This is a genomic window from Nodularia chucula CCY0103, from assembly GCF_963923915.1.
GTDB classification, from domain to species: domain Bacteria; phylum Cyanobacteriota; class Cyanobacteriia; order Cyanobacteriales; family Nostocaceae; genus Nodularia; species Nodularia chucula.
Genome location: NZ_CAWUOL010000027.1, coordinates 1 through 21,026 on the forward strand (window position 1 = coordinate 1; position 21,026 = coordinate 21,026).

The 21,026-nt window shown below is 42.0% G+C and carries 13 protein-coding genes; 7 read left to right on the forward strand and 6 right to left on the reverse strand.

Features of this window, described 5'->3' with window-relative positions:
* The first annotated feature begins 91 nt into the window (after window positions 1–91).
* Window positions 92–1,285, forward strand: a complete 1,194-nt coding sequence (locus tag ACM0OP_RS10025) for an NAD(P)/FAD-dependent oxidoreductase (RefSeq protein WP_414528267.1) — start codon at window positions 92–94, stop codon at window positions 1,283–1,285.
* A gap of 59 nt (window positions 1,286–1,344) precedes the next feature.
* Complete coding sequence (locus tag ACM0OP_RS10030) at window positions 1,345–1,998, forward strand: HAD-IA family hydrolase (RefSeq protein WP_414528268.1); 654 nt, start codon at window positions 1,345–1,347, stop codon at window positions 1,996–1,998.
* Between the two features lie 148 nt (window positions 1,999–2,146).
* Here ACM0OP_RS10030 and ACM0OP_RS10035 read toward each other — a convergent pair whose 3' ends face one another.
* Both ACM0OP_RS10035 and folK read right to left on the reverse strand, forming a co-directional pair.
* Window positions 2,147–2,695: an NUDIX hydrolase gene (locus ACM0OP_RS10035; RefSeq protein ID WP_414528269.1), complete on the reverse strand. Its 549-nt coding sequence runs from the start codon at window positions 2,693–2,695 to the stop codon at window positions 2,147–2,149.
* 85 nt (window positions 2,696–2,780) lie between these two features.
* A complete protein-coding gene (folK, locus tag ACM0OP_RS10040) occupies window positions 2,781–3,305 on the reverse strand; it encodes a 2-amino-4-hydroxy-6-hydroxymethyldihydropteridine diphosphokinase (protein WP_414528270.1) in 525 nt (174 codons plus the stop codon).
* 303 nt (window positions 3,306–3,608) lie between these two features.
* Between folK and ACM0OP_RS10045 the strand changes: the two genes are divergently transcribed.
* A complete protein-coding gene (locus ACM0OP_RS10045; RefSeq protein ID WP_414528271.1) occupies window positions 3,609–5,825 on the forward strand; it encodes a transglycosylase domain-containing protein in 2,217 nt (738 codons plus the stop codon).
* A 118-nt stretch (window positions 5,826–5,943) separates the two neighbouring features.
* Here ACM0OP_RS10045 and ACM0OP_RS10050 read toward each other — a convergent pair whose 3' ends face one another.
* Window positions 5,944–8,589, reverse strand: a complete 2,646-nt coding sequence (locus ACM0OP_RS10050) for an EAL domain-containing protein (protein ID WP_414528272.1) — start codon at window positions 8,587–8,589, stop codon at window positions 5,944–5,946.
* A gap of 739 nt (window positions 8,590–9,328) precedes the next feature.
* Here ACM0OP_RS10050 and ACM0OP_RS10055 point away from each other — a divergent pair.
* Entirely contained in the window at window positions 9,329–11,854 is a 2,526-nt protein-coding gene (locus ACM0OP_RS10055) for a sigma 54-interacting transcriptional regulator (protein WP_414528273.1), read from the forward strand.
* A 226-nt stretch (window positions 11,855–12,080) separates the two neighbouring features.
* Here ACM0OP_RS10055 and ACM0OP_RS10060 read toward each other — a convergent pair whose 3' ends face one another.
* Both ACM0OP_RS10060 and rsmH read right to left on the reverse strand, forming a co-directional pair.
* A complete protein-coding gene (locus tag ACM0OP_RS10060; RefSeq protein ID WP_414528274.1) occupies window positions 12,081–12,260 on the reverse strand; it encodes a high light inducible protein in 180 nt (59 codons plus the stop codon).
* Between the two features lie 131 nt (window positions 12,261–12,391).
* The gene (rsmH, locus tag ACM0OP_RS10065) at window positions 12,392–13,285 is read right to left on the reverse strand and encodes a 16S rRNA (cytosine(1402)-N(4))-methyltransferase RsmH (protein ID WP_414528275.1); all 894 of its coding nucleotides are present in this window, start codon (window positions 13,283–13,285) and stop codon (window positions 12,392–12,394) included.
* 223 nt (window positions 13,286–13,508) lie between these two features.
* Between rsmH and ACM0OP_RS10070 the strand changes: the two genes are divergently transcribed.
* From ACM0OP_RS10070 to ACM0OP_RS10080, 3 genes are all read left to right on the forward strand, one after another.
* The gene (locus tag ACM0OP_RS10070; protein ID WP_414528276.1) at window positions 13,509–14,693 is read left to right on the forward strand and encodes an NAD(P)H-quinone oxidoreductase subunit H; all 1,185 of its coding nucleotides are present in this window, start codon (window positions 13,509–13,511) and stop codon (window positions 14,691–14,693) included.
* Window positions 14,694–14,875: 182 nt separating this feature from the next.
* Window positions 14,876–16,429 (forward strand): YcjF family protein, encoded by a 1,554-nt coding sequence (locus tag ACM0OP_RS10075; RefSeq protein ID WP_414528306.1) that lies wholly within the window; start codon window positions 14,876–14,878, stop codon window positions 16,427–16,429.
* Between the two features lie 208 nt (window positions 16,430–16,637).
* Window positions 16,638–18,383 carry a protein kinase domain-containing protein gene (locus ACM0OP_RS10080; protein ID WP_414528277.1) on the forward strand — a complete coding sequence of 582 codons (1,746 nt, stop codon included), beginning with the start codon at window positions 16,638–16,640 and terminating at the stop codon, window positions 18,381–18,383.
* Window positions 18,384–18,473: 90 nt separating this feature from the next.
* Here the strand turns inward: ACM0OP_RS10080 and ACM0OP_RS10085 are convergent, their stop codons facing one another.
* A complete protein-coding gene (locus ACM0OP_RS10085) occupies window positions 18,474–20,606 on the reverse strand; it encodes a tetratricopeptide repeat protein (RefSeq protein ID WP_414528278.1) in 2,133 nt (710 codons plus the stop codon).
* Window positions 20,607–21,026: the final 420 nt, after the last annotated feature.

A 21,026-nucleotide genomic window follows, 5' to 3' on the forward strand; every position in this document is an offset into this window, starting at 1 on the left:
TGCCTTGCATTATATTATTTCAGTCAGTCACCACTATTAATCTACTAGACTGAAAGTAGTTGCCATGCTGGGATAGATTCCCATAAAATCGATGACTGAACAAACTCCTAGAATATGTATCCTTGGTGGAGGCTTTGGTGGTCTCTACACCGCGCTGCGTTTAAGCCAGTTACCTTGGGAAAACGACGAAAAACCCGAAATTGTCCTAGTTGATCAAAGCGATCGCTTTATTTTTACACCTTTACTGTACGAATTACTCACAGGAGAATTGCAAACCTGGGAAATTGCGCCTCCTTTTGTAGAACTCCTGCAAAATACAGGTGTACGTTTTTGTCAAGGAATTGTATCCGGAATTGACACTGAGGAAAAAAAGGTACAACTACAAGATAATACAGAAATTCCCTATGATCGCTTAGTATTAGCTTTGGGTGGAGAAACACCATTAGATATTGTTCCCGGTGCTAGATATTATGCTTACCCATTCCGCAATCTTACTGATGTCTATCGTTTAGAACAACGATTGCGAGTGCTAGAAGCATCAGCAGCAGACAAAATTCGTGTAGCGGTTGTTGGTGGTGGTTACAGTGGTGTAGAATTAGCCTGTAAATTAGCTGATAGATTAGGAGACAGGGGACGTTTCCGGCTAATTGAAGTCAACGACCAAATTTTACGCACTTCTCCAGAATTTAACCGCGAAGCAGCCACCAAAGCATTAACAGCCAAAAAAGTATTTCTAGATTTAGAAACTAAAGTTGAATCCATAGAAGAGGAGACAATTTCCCTAGAATATAAAAATCAGGTAGATACAATTCCTGTAGATTTAGTAATTTGGACTGTAGGAACCAAAGTTGCACCTGTAGTTAAATCGATGGATTTACAGCACAATCAGCGTGGTCAAATTACGACTAATCAGACTTTACAAGTTGTAGAACATCCAGAAATATTTGCCTTGGGAGATTTAGCCGACTGTTGTGATGCTGAAGGTCAACAAGTCCCAGCCACAGCCCAAGTTGCTTTTCAACAAGCTGATTATACTGCATGGAATATCTGGGCTTCTCTGAGCGATCGCCCTCTGTTACCCTTCCGTTACCAGCCATTAGGAGAAATGATGGCATTAGGTAAAGATAACGCGACTCTCACTGGTTTAGGTATAAAGTTAGATGGTTCCTTCGCTTACCTGGCGCGTCGTCTAGCTTATCTCTATCGGATGCCGACTTTAGACCATCAACTCAAAGTTGGTTTTAATTGGCTAGTTCGTCCGATCATAGATACACTTTCACAGTAGAATTTGGTATATTCACCAAGGGTTCAAATCACAATTTACAATTAATAATACAAAGTTTGATGGAACGACCGCAAGTTATTCTGGTAGATGCTGTCGGCACACTCTTCGGCGTAAAAGGCAGTGTGGGAGAGGTTTATAGTCAAATAGCCCAGGAATTTGATGTGCAAGTCGCACCAGAAGTATTGAATAACAAATTTCTGGAAAGCTTTAAAGCTGCACCCGCTCCGATATTTCCTGATGCAGAGTTACATGATATTCCTCAACGAGAGTTTGATTGGTGGCGCAAAATAGCCTTCAATACTTTTAAAAGTGCAGGTGTGCTACCCCAATTTTCTGATTTTTCCAGTTTTTTTAGTGAACTGTATATTCACTTCGGCACTGCTGAACCTTGGTTTATTTATCCCGATGTCTTGTCATCTTTAAAAGAGTGGCGACAAAATGATATTCAATTAGGAATAGTGTCTAATTTTGATTCCCGAATTTTTTCAGTATTGGAAAGTTTAGAATTGAGTGGTTATTTTCGCTCAGTGACTATTTCTACTCAAGCTCGTGTGGCTAAACCTGATCCCCAAATTTTTGCGATCGCGTTAGAAAAACATGATTGTCTACCCTCGGCTGCATGGCACATTGGCGATAGCATCTTTGAAGATTATCAAGGAGCGAAAGCAGCAGGTTTAAGAGGTATATGGATTAATCGCCCAGGAAACTCTTAACAAGAAACCCACCCCCAAGCCCTTCCCATATCAAAGGTTTATCCTTTTCTTCCGCCCGTTGCGGGGGGATTAAGGGGGGTGCGAGGAGGGGAGATCAAACAAAAGTTTGGCATATTTTCGCGTTTCGTAAAAGGGAAACTTGGGGGAATTATTGCAAAAATGGGCGGGCTAACATAAAACTACATATAGATTTAGCATCCACCGCCTCACCTTGCAGGATAGCTGTATGAAATTCATCAGGAGTCATCAATACAGTTTCCATGTCTTCATCTGCATCTTGTTTGGGTGGGGTTTCTAACTTAACTAAATCTCTTGCTAAAAAAGCATAAATAATTTCGTCAGAATAACCTGGGGCTAGAAAAAACTCCCCTAATTTATCCCATTTTTGCGAAGTATAACCGGTTTCCTCCTCAATTTCGCGCTGTATTGTTTCTAGGGGATCTTCGTTCAGTTCCAGAGTGCCGGCGGGAAACTCTAATATCCTTCCCTGAATGGCAAAACGATACTGGCGAACGAGTACCAGTTTACCTTCTGCTGTCACTGGTACAGCTAAGGCTCCTCCAGGATGACGAATACATTCCCAATCTCCTACTGCTTTATTGGGTAAACGCAGGCGATTCACTTCAAAATCAAACTTGCGTCCTTTGTAAAACAAGCACTGCTTGAGTAATTGTGGTAATTCTCTACCTAATGGCATGGTTAATTTCTATTACAGGTACATAGATATACACACAGCGTGTAATTTGTCAAATCAGTATTTTTTACATTTATTTTGGGTAACTTTAATAGCTGCTGCATAACTCTACATCAGAACAGTCTACCTCTTTTACTAGATCTTTAATCACATATCCAGAAATTGGTTCTACCCAATCTGGGGCAATTTCTGCCAAGGGGATTAAGACAAAGGCTCTTTCTACCATTCGGGGATGAGGAATTTGCAGGTGAGGAGTATTTATGATTAAGTCATCAAATAATAACAAATCTAAATCAAGCGATCGCGCCCCCCAGCGCTGTTGACGCACCCGCCCAAATTTTTGTTCTGTGGCTAATAATGTCTCTAATAATAAATCTGGTGACATTGTTACTTGCAAAATGGCACAGCCGTTTAAATAATCAGGCTGCGGTGGTCCCACGGCTTTCGTGCGATACCAACTAGATTTAGTTTGCAATTTAATTCCCGGTGTTTGGGCTAATGTCTTGATAGCCTCTTCTAAAATCCGATATGAATCACCAATATTACCACCAAGGGCAATGGCACAAACCGCAACTCCACCAGATTTGTTGAATGAATTTATGGGGTTTAACAATGACTTAGATGTTTAGAAATATTTCAATACTCACACAAAAACGTTTTCGTATTTTTTAATTCATTTAATTACATATAGGGTAATATACTAACACAAGTATGGTGTGCTGACCCCAAGATTTTTGATAATAGTTAAATTTCAGGTACTTTAAAAATAGGCATTTGTGTGGGAAAGCTCACCTCCTAGTTCCAGGCAAAATCAACAAATTATAGAAACTCTTTCTCAATAGAGAAAGGGCTATTAATTCCTGATGATCATGAGAACAAGGAAGTCACAAATGAGAGATTACCACTGACAAAATTTATGAGTACAAGGCAGTTCTGGAGTCAAATCAACAGTGTTTCTTCTAGTATCACCAGGATGCTGAGAAGGTGCGATCGCCCCTGTTATCGTCAGGTGTGGTTTTGGACAAGCGTAAGTGTAACTGCAACTATTAGTGGTAGCATATTTGCTTCATACTACTTGATCAACCGAATCGATCAAAGTTTGCCAGATAGATCAGCACTAAAAGTAGTTAGTCGGGCCGAAACCTTGACTATCAAAGCTGTTGATGGAAGTATTTTACAGCAACAAGGGGAAGCTACCAGAGAAAGGTTAAGGCTAGAAGAAATACCCGAATCACTCCAACAAGCTTTTATTGCCTCAGAAGATCGAAGGTTTGCCAATCATCATGGTATCGATCCTCAAGGAATTGTCAGAGCAGCTGTGAAGAATGTGCGATCGCAAAGTGTGATCCAAGGTGGTAGCACCATCACCCAACAACTAGCCAGAATACTCTTCCTCACACAAGATCGGACAATTTGGCGCAAACTCAAAGAAGTGCGTCTAGCTCAAAAACTAGAGCAGGAATTAACTAAAAACGAGATATTAGAACGTTATCTCAACTTAGTTTATTTAGGCTCAGGAGCTTATGGTGTAGCAGATGCCGCCTGGGTATACTTCAGTAAACCAGTATACCAACTCACACTAGGGGAAACAGCGATGTTGGCTGGATTAGCACCCGCACCCAGTTTATATTCCCCCATCCAAAATCCCACACTGGCCATCCACAGGCGTAATTTAGTGTTGCAACGGATGTATGAAGACCAATTAATTACAGCCACCGCCAGACAAGCAGCTAGCACCGAAACTCTCAACCTGAATAGCAGTTTTCCCAAACGGTTACAAGTAGAATCTCCCTACTTCACCAGTTATATCCTTAAAGAATTACCAAAATATGTTTCTCCAGAATTGCTCATGCAAGGAGGATTACTAGTAGAAACCACCCTGAATCCCACTTGGCAAGAAGCCGCAGAAGCCGCAGTCAACAAAACCCTGCAAAACCAAGGACGGAGGCAGAAGTTTAATCAAGGAGCATTAGTAGCCATAGACCCCCGCAACGGTGAAATTCAGGTAATGGTGGGCGGAAAAGACTTTAGTAAAAACCAGTTTAATCGGGCTACCCAAGCCCAACGTCAGCCAGGTTCGACATTTAAAAGTTTCGTTTATGCCGCAGCGATCGCCACAGGCAAAAGCCCCAACAACAGCTACCTAGATGCACCTTTCATCGTTGATGGCTACGAACCACAAAACTATGCTAGAACCTTTCGCGGCTCCATGACCATTCGAGATGCCCTCAGCCGTTCCATTAACGTCATAGCCGTCAAAGTATTGATAGATACAGGATTTCAACCAATTATTAATACCGCTCAGAATTTAGGGATTAAATCACCACTCCAGCCCACCTACTCCTTAGCCCTCGGCGCGCATGAAACAAACCTACTAGAATTAACCAACGCTTATGGCTCCTTTGCCACTCAGGGATTACACATAGAAGCTCATGGCATTCGCCGTATCCTCGACCGTCAGGGAAACGTAGTCTGGTCAAATAACTCTCAACATCAGCGAGTCCTGGACACCACCACCGCCGGCATTATGACCTGGATGTTACGCCACGTTGTCGAATCCGGCACAGGTAGACCAGCCCAATTAAAAAATAGACCTGTTGCGGGTAAAACTGGAACCTCCGACGAATCAAGGGATTTGTGGTTTATTGGATACATACCCCAAATAGTCACAGGTGTATGGCTAGGTAATGATAATAACCAGCCCACTTCCGGTGCAAGTAGCAGTGCTGCTGTGACTTGGAGAGAATTTATGGAACAAGCAGTAGAAGGAATGCCGATAGAAAAGTTTCCTGAACGACCGAAACTAGAAGGGCGGGTAGGTAGCATTAAAGCCGAACCAATCAAACCCAAATCAATCCAGCATGGTTCTATTTCCCCTCCGACAAACCAGCAGTCATCACCCACATCACCTAATGTGAGGCTTTCATCTCCTTCGCCAAGACGTTCACGTCCACAACCCTCCAGCGCCTCTCCCCCTCGCAGACAGCCTAGAAGAGTACAATCAAATCCTGCACCCAGTACCAAAACTCCCCAAACTTCACCCCCTCCCAGCAATACTTCTCCTCCCGCAACTTCCCAACCTTCATGGAGAGAGAGACTTAGACCTGGATCAAGTTCTACCGATGACAATTAGTGGGGTAGAGAACAGGGAACAGGGAACAGTTTTATATCTATATCTTGTTGCAGAAGTGTTGAGGACATAAACTGCAATTAAAGAGTTTTAAGCCCACTTCCCACACTCCCCACACTCCCTACTCCCCACTCCCTACTCCCCAATTAACTTCCAAAATCTCTGTAGCCTTTTCCGCCGAAAGCGCTTTGTAAAAAAGAAACCCTTGGACATCCTCACAATCTATTGATGCCAAAAAATCTAATTCTTCTTGATTCTCTACCCCTTCGGCCGTTAATCTCAATCCGAGACTACGCCCCAAACTGACGATCGCCTGCACAATATGAGCAACTTTCACATCCTTAGTTAACTGACGGATGAAAGATTGATCAATTTTTAAATTGTGAAATGGTAACAGTTGGAGACGAGAGAGGGAAGAATGACCAGTACCAAAGTCATCAATAGAAAGATGAACGCCCATATCAGCTAAATGCTGCAACACATTGGTTGTAAAGTCTAAATCTTCAATGGCTATAGTTTCTGTAATTTCTAATTCTAACAACTCCGGTTTTAAACCAGTCTGTTCTAAAATATTAGCGACTATATTCACTAGTTTGGGTTGGCGGAACTGTTTAGGAGATAAATTAACGGCAATGGTCAACGGTGGTAGTCCTGCTGTCTGCCAAATTTGATTCTGAATGCAGGCTGTCCGTAATACCCATTCCCCTATAGGGATAATTAATCCAGTTTCTTCAGCTATGGGAATGAAAACACTGGGTGCGATTACTCCCATATCTGGATGGTGCCAACGTAATAATGCCTCCATACCAGTAATCTTTCTAGTTTTAATATTTACCCTGGGCTGATAATGTACCGTTAATTCTTTCCGTTCTAGGGCATAGCGTAAACTCTTCTCGAAAGTCAAAAGTTCCGGGTTTTTGGTATTTAAACTGGTTGTATAAAACTGGTAGTTATTCCTGCCTTTATCTTTGGCATAATATAACGCAGTATCTGCGTGTTTAATTAAAGTTTCGCCATCAGGACTGTGTTCATCAAATAGGGCAATACCAATACTGGCACTGACATAAAGCTCGTGTCCATCCAAATGAAATACATTTTCTAAAGATACTAAAATTCTTTGTGCAATCTGGCAAATCTCTTCCAGATATGTCATTCTAGGTAGTAGAATTGTAAACTCATCTCCTCCCCAGCGAGCAATAGTATCCCCGCTTCTCAGGGAATCTTTGACTCTTTGAGCTACTGCTTGTAACAATCGATCTCCCAAAGTGTGACCCAATGTGTCATTGATAACTTTAAAACGATCTAAATCCAGAAACATCACAACTAAACTTTCACCGTTACGGAGAGAATTGGGTAAAGCTATATCCAGCATTTCATTAAATAACAGCCGATTGGGTAATCCAGTCAGGACATCGTGCAGAGCCTGAAAACGGATTTTTTCTTCCACTTGCTGACGTTGCCAAGCCGCACTGATACTAGCAGCCATTGTCAATAGTGTAGATTCTTCATGGTTTGACCACAGGCGTTCCGTTGAACAATCTGCCAAGCCCAGAAAACCCCAAAAATTTTCCTCTAGCCGCAGGGGTAATAGCAGTAAAGATTGGATTTTGTCTGAGGAAAGTAATTCTTGCTCAGATGGGGGCAATTTTGTGATTAGTCCCTTAATGGGTTCTCCCCCAGATAGGACATTATACCAACGTTCTAATCCTGTTGACTGATAGGATTGATTGTGCCATTGGTTGAAGGTTGAGGGAGTTTTCTGGTTTGTCCACTCACACTTGAGGTTAACTACTATTTTTCCTGGAACTGCATTAATATCGTTAGTAAAAAGATAAACGCGATCTACGTTGGCTGCTTCACCTAACACAGCTAATGCTTTTTCAATAGCTATTTCGTAGTTCATTTCCACAAGTAAATAATTAACCGCTTCAGCAACAGCTTGTAGTAAGCGATCGCGTTGCTTGAGTTCGGCTTCAGCTTGTTTTTGCGCTGTAATATCTCTAGCAATAAAAGTTCTAATTAAATAACTCTCTGGAAGAAAATGTACTGATTGTTCAAAATATTTTTCTCCCACCTGTATTTCCCGCAGAAAAGGATTTTCTTGATTATTCACCACTAAAGTGATTAACCCTTTAATAGTCGGGTGGTCTTTCCCCATTTGCCTAATTCCAGGAAATTCCACAGAGGCTGCTGGATTTAAATAAGTCACCTTCCCCCTTAAATCCAACTCAATAATAGGGTTAGGAATTAATTCTGGAAAAGAAGCTAGACGAGCTAAAGCTGTATCATTCGATCCTTCGGAATCAGGATTCAGCACTAGAGTTTGAAGATTACCTATAGAGTTGGTTTGTTCTGTCAAGAAATGCGATGGGTCTTCAGCTTGACAAAATGCCTGAAATTCTGCTTCACAAAGGTTAGAAACAGCATAATATTTAGCTTGGGCTTGATAATCCCCAAATGTAATGATGTCTCCATGCTTGAGGTTATGAGAGAAGCATTTACTGCCATTGACTAATAAGCCATTACTACTACCTCTGCCTGAAAAGTTACCATCTATAATCCGAAAACTACATTGGTCAGTTTCGGGAATAGTTACCCGCAATAAAATGGCGTGTTGTCTGGATACTAAAGGAGAATTGAGGACGATAGAGTTTTTACGATGCCTTCCCAGAGAATAAGTAGCCTCTTGAAGGGGTATCGTCTGCTTTCTTTCCAAGTCTTTGACGACTAACAAATGGCGTATTTTTTTTCGTTCATTCACTGGCATTGCTCATCCTTCAATTTTGATATAGTAATCCGGTTTGATTTTTGATAGCTGGCGTAGCCATATTTATTTCCATAGGTGAGCAGTGGGGAGTAAGCTAGCCATGAGTGCAGTGGCAAAGCCCGGAAGGCTATAGCTGCCCTTACTACCTAGCATCTTGAAGAGCAAGGGAGTGGAAAAAACCCTTGTGGAATTGCACTGAAATTTTCAGAGGAAAGGCTAGGATAAACCAACAAAACTTCAATAGGAGTCCTATAGCTAGGAATTTTAACTGTAAAAATAATGGTAAATTAACATGATATTACGACTCTGTTTTTGGGAATATCTTTTATTTTTAGTCTTTGTGAGCAGTTAATGGTACTTCCTCAACAAGCTGTACTTAATCTAAAATAGCTTAAACGCGACTATGATCAGTCAATACGGATAAAAAAGCAAATTATTCATTGACTAGGACTCAATTTTTAGTATGCTGAAATTAATTACCGCGACCGAAAAACAGCGCTGCTAAAATAATGAGACTGAATAAAAATAAAGGCATCCACAAATTAGATATACAGCAGATTGTAGGTAAATGAGGTACAAGGAGGAATAGTGAAACTCTTGTGGGGTGGGCATCCTGCCAGCCCTTGTGTACCTCACTAAAATTAAAACTGCTGTATTTAATGGATTCATTAGGCAGCTCTTTTCATAGTCTTGAAGAACAATAATCCCTTTATATACGAACCCCCAGGGAGAATATTTGATGACATCTCCAGAAACGGTGATATGGCTACAAGAACGGACTCCTCTAGGGATTCTCTCATCTGGGGTGCTAGATGCGATCGCACAAGTAATTGAGGAAACAGTTTTTCCCGCCGCAACTAATTTAATTACTGAAGGTGCTACCCCAGAAGCACTCTATATTCTGCAACAGGGGCAACTGGAAAGTCAAACCAGCAATCAAAAAAACCCCTCCGGAACCTGTGGCTTTCTTCCTGGGGCAATTATTTTACTCAAAGAATTGCTCTTAGATGAATTAACTCCTAGTACAATTACCACTGTAACTGAATGCCAGTTGTGGGTAATATCTGCTACTAAATTTAACTCATTGGTTGCCCAATACCCAGAAATTGCTCAAGTTTTTTCCCGTTTATTAGCCCAAGAATTAGCTCAGGTAACATCTGCACTGGGTTATGAACAAGAACGTGCTGTAGCCTTGCGGCCATATTTGGTCACAAAAGCCCAACGAGGAATTGTGGGTACAAGTCGCTATGCTGTCCGTCTGCGAGAACAAATTAGAGAAGCTGCAAGCAACGGTAAGTCTGTAGAAATTTTTGGGGAACCAGGACTAGAAAAAGATAATATAGCCGCCCTGATTCACTACGGTTCACCCAAAAGGCGAGAACCAATTATTAAGGTTAATTGTGGGATTCTCCAAACTAGTGGGATGGATTTATTTGGTCGTGCTGGTGGTAAGCCGGGACTATTAGAATGGGTGGAGTCAGGGACTATTGTATTTAATAATATCCAAGAATTACCACCGGAATTATTACCATCTGTGACACAGTTGCTAAAAACAGGGAAATATACTCCTGTGACTCGTTCCGGAGAACCTGCTGCTGAACCTCTCCCCTGCAAAGCCCGCGTGATTATTGTTTCCGAAAAAACTCAATCGGATATAGAAAAGTGCGTTGCTAATATTATTAAAGTCCCGCCCTTAAGGGTAAGAAAAACAGATATTCAAGCCCAAGTAGAATATTATACTAGCCTTTATATTCGCGGTAAAAGTCTTCGTAAACCCCACATCACCCCCGAAGCTTTGCGCCGCTTGCAGTCTTACGATTTCCCCGGTAATCTCAAGGAATTAAAAAATCTTGTAGAACGGGCAATTGTACAGATAGGAGAGGGACGAGAGTTAACAGAAGAAATATTTTGGTCAGCCCAAACTCAGAAAAAGCAATTACGTCTCAATCTTTTAAATGCTTATCCGGGGTTAAGGAAATTTCTGCGGAGTCCTTGGTGGCCAGACCGGATTAATTATGGTTTTACAGTGGTTGGGTTTGCTGTAATTATCGCCATTTTATTTATTGGCCCGCAAACACGCGATCGCAATTTTGTTTTAAATTTCTTTTGGGCTTGGTGGTGGCCTTTGTCTCTCTTCCTCTTCCCCTTCTTAGGACGGATTTGGTGTTCTGTCTGTCCTTTTATGATCTACGGTGAAATTACGCAAAAACTTTCCCTGTGGTTGTTTCCCAGAAAACTCCAAAGCTGGCCGAGGCAAAAAGCCGAAAAATGGGGCGGATGGTTCCTGTTTGGACTATTTACCCTAATTTTCCTCTGGGAAGAACTGTGGGATTTACAAAATACTGCTTACCTGTCCGCTTGTTTACTACTGTTAATTACGGCTGGGGCGATGATTTTCTCAGCTATTTTTGAACGGCGGTTTTGGTGTCGGTATCTTTGTCCCATTGGGGGAATGAATGGTTTATTTGCCAAACTTTCCATGACAGAACTACGGGCGCAGCAGGGTATCTGTTCTGCTTCTTGTACTACCTATCAATGTTACAAAGGCGGACCCGAAAAGGGGGAAGGAATGGAAACTAATGGCTGTCCGTTATATTCTCACCCGGCGCAGTTGCAAGATAACAAAGACTGTGTATTGTGTATGACTTGTCTGAAAGCCTGTCCCCATCGTTCTGTAGAATTAAATTTACGTCCCCCTGCTATTGAACTCTGGACTACTCATACACCCCACAGCTATGAAGTGGCGTTGTTATTTTTGCTCTTAGGTGGAGTGTATCTGCATCGTTTACCAGAGTTACAAGCCTGGTTAGATTTACCACTGGATTTAACTGCGTTTTGGCCACATTTGGGATTTTCTGTAGTGACTTTAATTATTCCCACGGCGACAATTTTTGGGGCTTATGGCTTGATGCACTTAACTCAGTTTGGGCGCAAACCTCGACCATTTCTAGCACTTACCTATGGTTACTTACCATTGGTTTTGGGGGGTAACTTAGCTCATTATCTGCGTTTGGGTTTAGGAGAAGGTGGACGAATTTTGCCCGTATTTTTCGCTACTTTTGGTTTAAGTGGGGAACAGTTGCCAATTTTGGTGGCTCATCCGGCTGTGATTGACTTTTTACAAGGTTTTACGCTGATTTTTTCAGTTTTATGCACCATCATATTAACTCAAAAAATTGCTCGTCAACCGATGCGATCGCTCTTTTGGCAACATTTAGCAGCTATCGGTTTAGGAATTAGTATGTGGGTAATTATTCTCTCTTGATGCCAAAACTATAGCTAGGGAGTGGGAGGTGTGGGAAGTGTGGGGGGAAATATTCTCAAATACCCAGTCCCCAATCCCCAGTCCCCAATACCCAGTCCCCAGTCCCCAGTCCCCAGTCCCCAGTCCCCAGTCCCCAGTCCCCAGTCCCCAAATACACCAAAAAAGGTTAACAGATGTTAACCTTCTGTGGCTCAATCATATTAGGATCGGGACGGAAACTTCAATGTTAGAGAATACCCCAGAAGTGAAGGAAACCTTGACCAGAGAAGACTTCGATTAAAGCTGCGGCGACGAAACCAATCATTGCTAAACGACCGTTCCAGTTTTCGGTTTGGGTGGTGAATCCCCAATTCCAGGCGTTGCGGTTCTCTGTTGTTACTGTGGTGGTTGCGGTTGTACTTTTCATCGTTAAGGCTCCAGGTAGGACTTAGTGCAGGTTTTTCGTTTCCCTATTAAGCAATGTAACAGAGATTTTAAAAAATGTAACGGAAAATTGCTAAATTTTTTCAAATAGTATTCATAGAAATTGTCTCTGATCTATTCGATGGTGATCTTTTCAGCTATTCTCAACTTGGCGGAGCGCGATCGCGGATTATTTGCCAACTCTTCCTCTTGAGCAGTAATTGGCTTTTTTGTCAAGACCTTTAACAAAGGCGAATTACGTAACCCATGCTTCACCGGGCGGTCTTCCAGACTGTGAAAACTAATAATGGCAATTCGTCCACCTGTAACCAGGGCGTTAGGTGCTTGATCTAAAAAGGTTTCCAAAGCCTTTAACTCATCATTGACCACAATTCGCAAAGCTTGAAAAACCCGCGTCGCTGGATGAATCCGACCATAACGATATTGACGGGGGACAGCATAGGCGATCGCCTCAGCCAATTCTGTAGTAGTTGCAAAGGGTCGTTTTTCCACAATTCGTCTTGCAATCCGCCGGGAAAGTCTCTCCTCACCGTATTTAAAGAAAATATCAGCTAACTCCCCCTCATCCCACTCATTAATCACATCAGCAGCAGTTAAAGATTGACGCTGATCCATCCGCATATCCAAACTTGCAGCGTGGCGAAAGCTAAAACCCCGTTCTGGCTGGTCTAAATGGTAAGAACTTACACCCAAATCAGCCAAAATACCATCGAACGTGTTAGGAGTATATTTATAAGCCGAAAAATTACTGAGAATAAACTCTACCCGGTCGCCAAACTCAGCTAAATGCTTTTGCGCCGCCACTAAAGCATCCTCATCTTGGTCAATAGCCGTTAACCGCACATCCTTTGCAGCCTCTAAAATCAGGCCACTATGACCACCGCCCCCCACCGTTGCATCCAAATAATGACCGCCGGGACGTATCGCCAACCCTGCAACCACCTCTTGTCTTAAAACTGGCACATGAAGAAATTCAGCGCCTACAATTCCTGGAATCTCAAGCTCCATATAATAATAGTTGAAGAAGTGAAACAAAATGAAACAGCAAGTAAAATCTCTTCGCTGCCACCCCTCTCCAACATACTCCTGTATGGGCAATAGATGTAGACGCTTCTGAAGCGACTGCTCAAAAATATTTCCCCTACCTGATTTTGGCAGACTCGATAAATCGAGTCCAGTGGGTATTATCCAGTTCAAGTTGAAATTTTCATAACGGGAGAACACGGAACTTATGGCAAGACTAGAAACCCGCACCGAACCTATGGTGATGAATATGGGGCCACACCACCCCTCAATGCACGGGGTTTTGCGGTTAATTGTCACATTGGATGGCGAAGATGTCGTTGATTGTGAACCGGTAATTGGCTATTTGCACCGGGGAATGGAAAAAATTGCCGAAAACCGGACTACTGTTATGTACGTTCCCTACGTTAGTCGTTGGGATTACGCCGCCGGAATGTTTAACGAAGCAGTTACCGTCAACGCCCCAGAACAACTAGCAGGAATCACCGTTCCCAAACGCGCTAGTTATATTCGCGTCATCATGCTGGAACTGAACCGCATCGCCAACCACTTACTCTGGTTTGGCCCCTTTCTCGCGGACGTAGGCGCACAAACTCCCTTCTTCTACCAATTCCGAGAACGGGAAATGATTTATGACTTATGGGAAGCCGCCACTGGATACCGCATGGTAAATCATAACTACTTCCGGGTTGGTGGCGTAGCAGTAGATTTGCCCTATGGCTGGGTGGATAAATGCTTAGATTTCTGTGATTATTTCCTTCCCAAAGTAGACGAGTACGAACGTTTAGTTACTAATAACCCCATCTTTCGCCGTCGCATTGAGGGTATTGGGACTATTACCCGCGAACAAGCCATCAACTGGGGATTATCCGGCCCCATGCTACGTGGTTCCGGAGTGAAATGGGACTTGCGGAAAGTTGACCACTACGAGTGCTACGATGATTTTGACTGGGATGTGCAGTGGGAAACCGCCGGCGACTGTTTAGCCCGTTACATGGTGCGGATGCGGGAAATGCGCGAATCGGTGAAAATTATTCGCCAAGCCATTCAAGGACTACCTGGAGGCCCTTACGAAAACCTAGAAGCCAAGCGGATGGCGGCGGGTAAAAAATCCGAGTGGGATGGTTTTGATTACCAATACATCGGCAAAAAAGTTGCCCCCACCTTTAAAATGCCCAAAGGAGAAATCTATTCTCGTGTAGAGAGCGGTAAAGGTGAACTAGGAATTTATCTCGTTGGCGATGATAATGTCTTCCCCTGGCGCTGGAAAATTCGCGCTGCTGATTTCAATAACCTGCAAATTGTCCCTGAATTACTCAGAGGGATGAAAGTTGCAGATATTGTTGTGATTCTCGGCAGCGTTGATGTGATCATGGGATCTGTAGATAGATAGGGATTGGGGATTGGGGATTGGGAAGTAACAATCTCTCCCCCCACACCTCCCAAACTCCCCACACCTCCCCGGTTACTGAGCGCAGTCGAAGTACACCCCCCACACTCTGCCTCTGTGGTTCCAGAAAACATTAATATAAGAAACATCAGCCCATTCCCAGCGAGTAACTAACTGTGCCATCCATACCTATCTCGCGCCTAGTTACACTAATTGTTGGCTTAATCGTCATTTTAGGATTAAGCCTGTGGCTGATTGACTCCCTGTCTCGGCTTTACTGGCAGTTGTCTTATTCTCCACTGCTGGGAAATTTGCTGTTGCTGTTGCTGGTTATATTAATAGGCGGCTTGGTTGCAGCTTTTGTTTATTATGTATTGATCCTGCAAGCTGGGGAAAAGAGATCCCGAGGACAACGCCGAAGAGTTACAGCCGCAGAAATTCCCGCCGCTAAATCTGATGCAGCTTCCACAACTCTCCAAGCTGTGAAGCAACAGGTAGCCCAAATTCAAGATGAAGTTACACGACAGGCTTTATTAAGTAAGTCGCGGGAAATTGAAGTAAATCTGCAACGGGGTGAAATTCAAGTAGTTGTATTTGGGACGGGAAGTGCAGGTAAAACTTCTCTGGTTAATGCCATTATGGGGCGGATGGTGGGTCAGGTAAATTCCCCAATGGGAACTACTCAGGCGGGAGAAACCTATTGTTTGCGGTTGAAGGGGTTGGAACGGAAAATTTTAATTACCGATACGCCGGGGATTTTAGAAGCTGGGGTGGAAGGAACGGAACGGGAACAATTGGCGCGAGAATTGGCTACTTCAGCAGATTTACTGTTGTTTGTGGTGGATAATGATTTACGCCGTTCGGAATATGAACCGTTACGCAGTTTGGCAGAAATTGGTAAGCGATCGCTCTTAATTCTCAACAAAACTGATTTATACACAGATGTCGATCAAGAATCCATTCTCGCCCGGCTACGTCAACGGGTAGGGGGATTTATTGCAGCTAATGATGTGGTGGCGATCGCCGCTAATCCCCAAGCAGCAGAACTAGAAACAGGCGACACCTACCACCCAGAACCCGATATCATTCCCTTACTCCGGCGCATGGCGGCAATTTTACGGGCTGAAGGTGAAGATTTGGTAGCAGATAACATCCTTCTCCAATCGCTACGGTTAGGAGAAGAAGCCCGAAACTTGATTGATGTTCAGCGTCGCCGTCAAGCAGATAAAATCGTTGATCGCTTTCAGTGGATTGGTGCTGGGGTAGTATCTGTCACCCCTCTACCAGTTGTAGACTTACTAGCAACCGCAGCTGTCAATGCTCAAATGGTAGTAGAAATTGGCAGAGTTTATGGTTGTGAACTTAACATGGAACGAGGTAAAGAATTAGCTCTTTCTTTAGCTAAAACCATCGCTAGTTTAGGTATAATTAAAGGCGCAATTCAATTAATATCTACAGCTTTGCAATTTCATGTTGCCACCTTTGTCATTGGTAGGGCAATTCAAGGGGTAACAGCAGCATATTTAACGCGCATTGCCGGTAAAAGTTTTATCGAATATTTTCGCCACGATCAAGATTGGGGTGATGGTGGAATGACTGAAGTAGTTAAAGAACAATTTAAGTTAAATCGCCGAGATGAATTTATTCAAACTTTTATTCAAGAAGCGATCGCCCGCGTCGTCAAACCTTTAACAAATAACGCCGAAGTTATCGAACCAGATCAAGAATCAAAAAATTAAATTTACCCCAGCAAAATTTGTCATTGCGACCATAACCCAGTGTAGGGAAGCAATCCCAGCTTTTTAAGCAATTACGTCCCTAACGCTGGTAAATTTTGCCTAATTCCTAATTCAGTTATCAACGCTACAGCGATTTATTTTCCACCCTTCCGGAACACACTGGTAATTTCAAGAAACCTATTATGAGGACTTCTTAAGTAACCAGCTTATGAACTATCACATGATCGGTAAGGTGCTACAAGGACGTTACCAAATCGTCCAAAGTATAGGTGAAGGGGTATTTGGAGAGAAATACATCGCTATAGATCAAAATCATCCAGATAAAGCAAAATGTGTGATTAAAAACCTGGAAACTACCAGTCTTTCACCCAGCGAATTAGATATCTTAAGATTATCCTTTCTTACAGAAACAGTTACTCTTGATATTTTAGGAAATCATCCCCAAATTCCTCAATTAATCGCCTTTTTTGAAGAAGATCAACAATTTTATCTCGTACAAGAGTTTATCATCGGACACTCCTTGACTACGGAATTACCTGTTAACCAATATTGGGGATGTATTTGGAATGAAGCTGAAGTTGTAGAACTGCTACAAGATATCTTGCAAATTCTCGAATTTATTCACTCTCAAGGTGTAATTCATTGTGATATCAAACCAGAAAACTTGATCAGAAACACTGTTACTGGCAAGCTAGTTTTGATTGACTTTAGTTTTATCCAAACTACTGATCAGGATAAACATGAGAACTTACCGATAGATCGCATTCCCCTAAATTCACTAGGATACATAGCACCAGAGCAATTTATTGGACAAATACAGCCCAACAGTGATATTTACTCTCTGGGTATCATTGCTATTAAAGCCTTAACCGGGATAGAACCACTACAACTTAAAGTAGATCCTCAGACTCATGAGCTAATTTGGCGGACTCCAGATATCTTAGTGGACGATTATCTCGCTGCTGTTCTCAGTCAAATGATTCGCTATGATTACCGAGAGCGCTTTCAGTCTACTGATGAACTCATATATGTGGTTCAGCACATGGCGCAAGAAAGTAAAATCCAACCTGTTATTAAAACACGCCATCAGGTAAATCAAAATAGCGGTGCTAAAACTGATCATACAGAGAAACAATCCCTCTCTGGGCAATTATCCCCATTATTCACGGGAATGAAAGTCGGTTTGGCGGCTAATTCTTTATTAATGGGATTGGGAGTATATTCTGTTACTAATAATTATCCAGCCTACTCAGAAACCGAAACTTTATATAAAGCAACAGAAGAATATCAAACCGGAGATATAGAAAAAGCTCTCGCTTTGGTAAAATCAATTCCTGCTTATAGTAATGTTTATCCAGAGGCTCAAGCCATCATCGAAGAATGGGAACAGCAATGGCAAATTGCAGCTGAACAATACCAAATCGCTGAACAGGCTTTAAATGAGCGTCGATGGTCAGATGTGTTAGATGTTGCACCTAAATTACCAGATATTTTATATTGGCAATCAAAAGTAGATCAACTAGTACAGCAAGCACAAGTCAATATCGAAACAGAAACACAAAATTTATTATCGCAAGCTTACGAAAAAGCCATAGCTAGAGAATTTTCCACCGCTATAGAATATCTGCGTCAAATTCCCCCGGAAAGTTCTGCTGGTGCTTTAGTTCAAGAAAAATTAGCTGAGTACAATGAAAAGCGGCAAATTAGAGCAGCTTATTTTCTCTATAATGCTCAAATGAAAGCATCTGTTGGTGACTTTAATGGTGCTGTCAAATTTCTCCGCAAAGTTCCTAAAAATACTCCTGTTTACGCCCAGGCTCAGGCTAAAATCAATGAATATACTCAAAAACAGCAAAGAAGAAATAATAGTAAAAATCTGGCGTTAAATTTGCCTAATCCCACAAGTAATAATTTTCACCCAGAAAATTACTTGCAAGAAGTGAATATTCGTTAGAAAGTGGGGAGTAGGGAGTAGGGAGTGTGGGGAGTGTGGGGAGTGTGGGGGAAAGATTGTCCAATACTCAATACCCAATAGCCATTTTCTTTAATTGGGAATGGTTGGTACAATTATCGGCTGTAATTCTTCAGGGGGTAATTTACTTTGGGCTTCGTTGCGGGCTTTAATTGCTTCTCGATAATTGGGCTTGTATTTGATCGCTTGATCATAAGATTCAATAGCTTCTTCATATTTTTCTAACCTGAATAAAGCATTGCCCTTACTGTACAAACTTTCAGCATGATTGGGTTGATAACGAATTGCCCTATTATAAGATTGTATTGCTTGTGAATATCTCTCTAAAATATATTGAGAATTTCCTAAATTATACCAAATTTGATAATCATTTTCTTTAAGAGATGCGGCTTTAGTATAAGATTCTACGGCTTCTTCATAACGTTGACTTTGATGCAATGCCCAACCGCGACTATACCATGATTGATAATCTTGGGAATTACGTTTAATGGCTTGATCATAAGATTCAATGGCTTGGGAATAGCGGCGTAAAATAATTAAAATATTACTTCTAGAAAACCAAGCTGGGTAAAAGTTTGGTCTATATTGTATGGCTTTATCATAAGCTTTTAAGGCAGGATCAAAGCGATTTAAATTGAATAAAGAATTGCCGAGACTATACCAAGCTTGTCCATAGTCTGGCTTGATCTCAATGGCTGTTTCATAAGCTGAAACTGCGTCATCATATTGCTTTAAGCTATGAAAAGCTAAACCTTTACTATACCAAGCTTCATAATAGTTTGGTTGAATATCTATAGCTTTTGTATAGGATTGAATGGCGTTATTATATTGCTGCAAATTCCTAAAAATTTCTCCTTTGGCATTCCAAACCTCTGGAGCATTATCATCTAATCTTAATGCTTGATCAAAAGATGCGATCGCCTCGGAATAGCGCTGTAAATTTTGTAACACAAAACCTCTACCTGCCCATGCTTCTACATAATCAGGCTGAATTTGAATAGCTTGGTCGTAAGCCGCTAATGCGTCTTCATACTTTTTCAACTCAGTTAATGTTTTACCTTGACCATTCCATCCCGTCACAAAATCTGGACTAATACTCACAGCCTCTTGATAAGCAGCTAAGGCATCTTGATAGCGCTGTAATGCAAACAGGGTACTTCCTTTTTCTGATAAGGCAATGGCGTTATTGGCATTAATGGTATTAACAATAAAGATAGACCCTATGACGCTGACTGCGATCGCACCCACTACAGATGATGCTTTAATAACTATATCTTTGTTATACTTAGGCAATCTTAGCTGTTTAAATAGCGGATCAGGTTTAATTGATAAACTAGCATTTGGCGTTAAAGGGGGACTTAAAACTATAGTTCCAGAAGATGGAGGCTTTAAATCTCGAAGTTTCTCCAAGGCCACAGTGGCTGAACCATAACGCTGGCGGAAATCATAACACACCATTGTATTGATAAATTTGGCAAATTCTGGAGATACATTAGTATGAGGTTGCCAAATAATTTCATTGCTATCAATATCAATTTCTAATTGCTGTGGTGATAACCCTGTGAGGGCTTGAATGGCGATGATACCCACCGCATAGATATCACTGCTAAATTTTGGACTCCCCTGGGCTTGTTCACTAGGTAAATATCCGGGAGTACCGATAGCCACAGTTGATTTAGTTTGACTTTGAGAGTTAATTATCTGAGTAGCGATTTGCTTCACTGCGCCAAAGTCAATTAAAACTAATTTACCATCTTCCTCCCTTCTCAATAAATTATGGGGATTGACATCCCGATGAATCACCTTTTGTTGGTGGACAAATTCCAAAATTGATAAAATTTCTTCCACCAGAGACGTAACCTCGGCTTGACTGAGGATTTTTCCTGGGGTTAACTCTTGGCTGAGGTCATGACCGGGGATAAATTCCTGTACTAAATAGAATTGGGCATCTTCTTCAAAGTACGCCAAAAGTTGAGGAATGCGATCGTGGATACCCAACTTATACAGAACCTGCGCTTCTGTGTCAAATAAACGCCTAGCAGTCCCCAAGTTTACTGGGTCAGTGGCTTGGAGTTTGAGTTTTTTGACTACACATTGAGGTAAACCGGGCAAGTGTGTATCACAAGCCACAAAAGTTTCACCAAATCCTCCACTACTCAAGTGGCTAATAATTTGGTATCTTCCAACCAGTGTGTTTCCCAGCATCTCGTTTGCCTATTGGAGTCCATTGTGAACTGATTCCAATCTTGCCACAAATTAATTAAAACAGGGAGTGGGGAGTGTGGGGAGTGTGGGAGGTGTGGGGAGTGGGAAAAACCTTTTTTTTGTTATAAGAAAACAGGCTGAAAACCCTTGAGGTTAAGTTTTGGAGCATGGCGGAAAAACTTAAACGTGCTTTAGACAAGGGATGAAAGCCGACTAAGGCGTTTACGCCTCGGTGACTTTGTGGTAAAATAATTGTCACAGGAACGGTAATTAACCTGTATAAAAACCCAAGTGCCTCACGGCAATCTGTACCTTGACAACTAAATCTATGGGGTTCTACTTCGTAGTTCTAGTATCACCTGGAAGTAGGTAAAAGATTTACAGGTACTAGACGAAACAGAATTTAACTCAAACAAAATT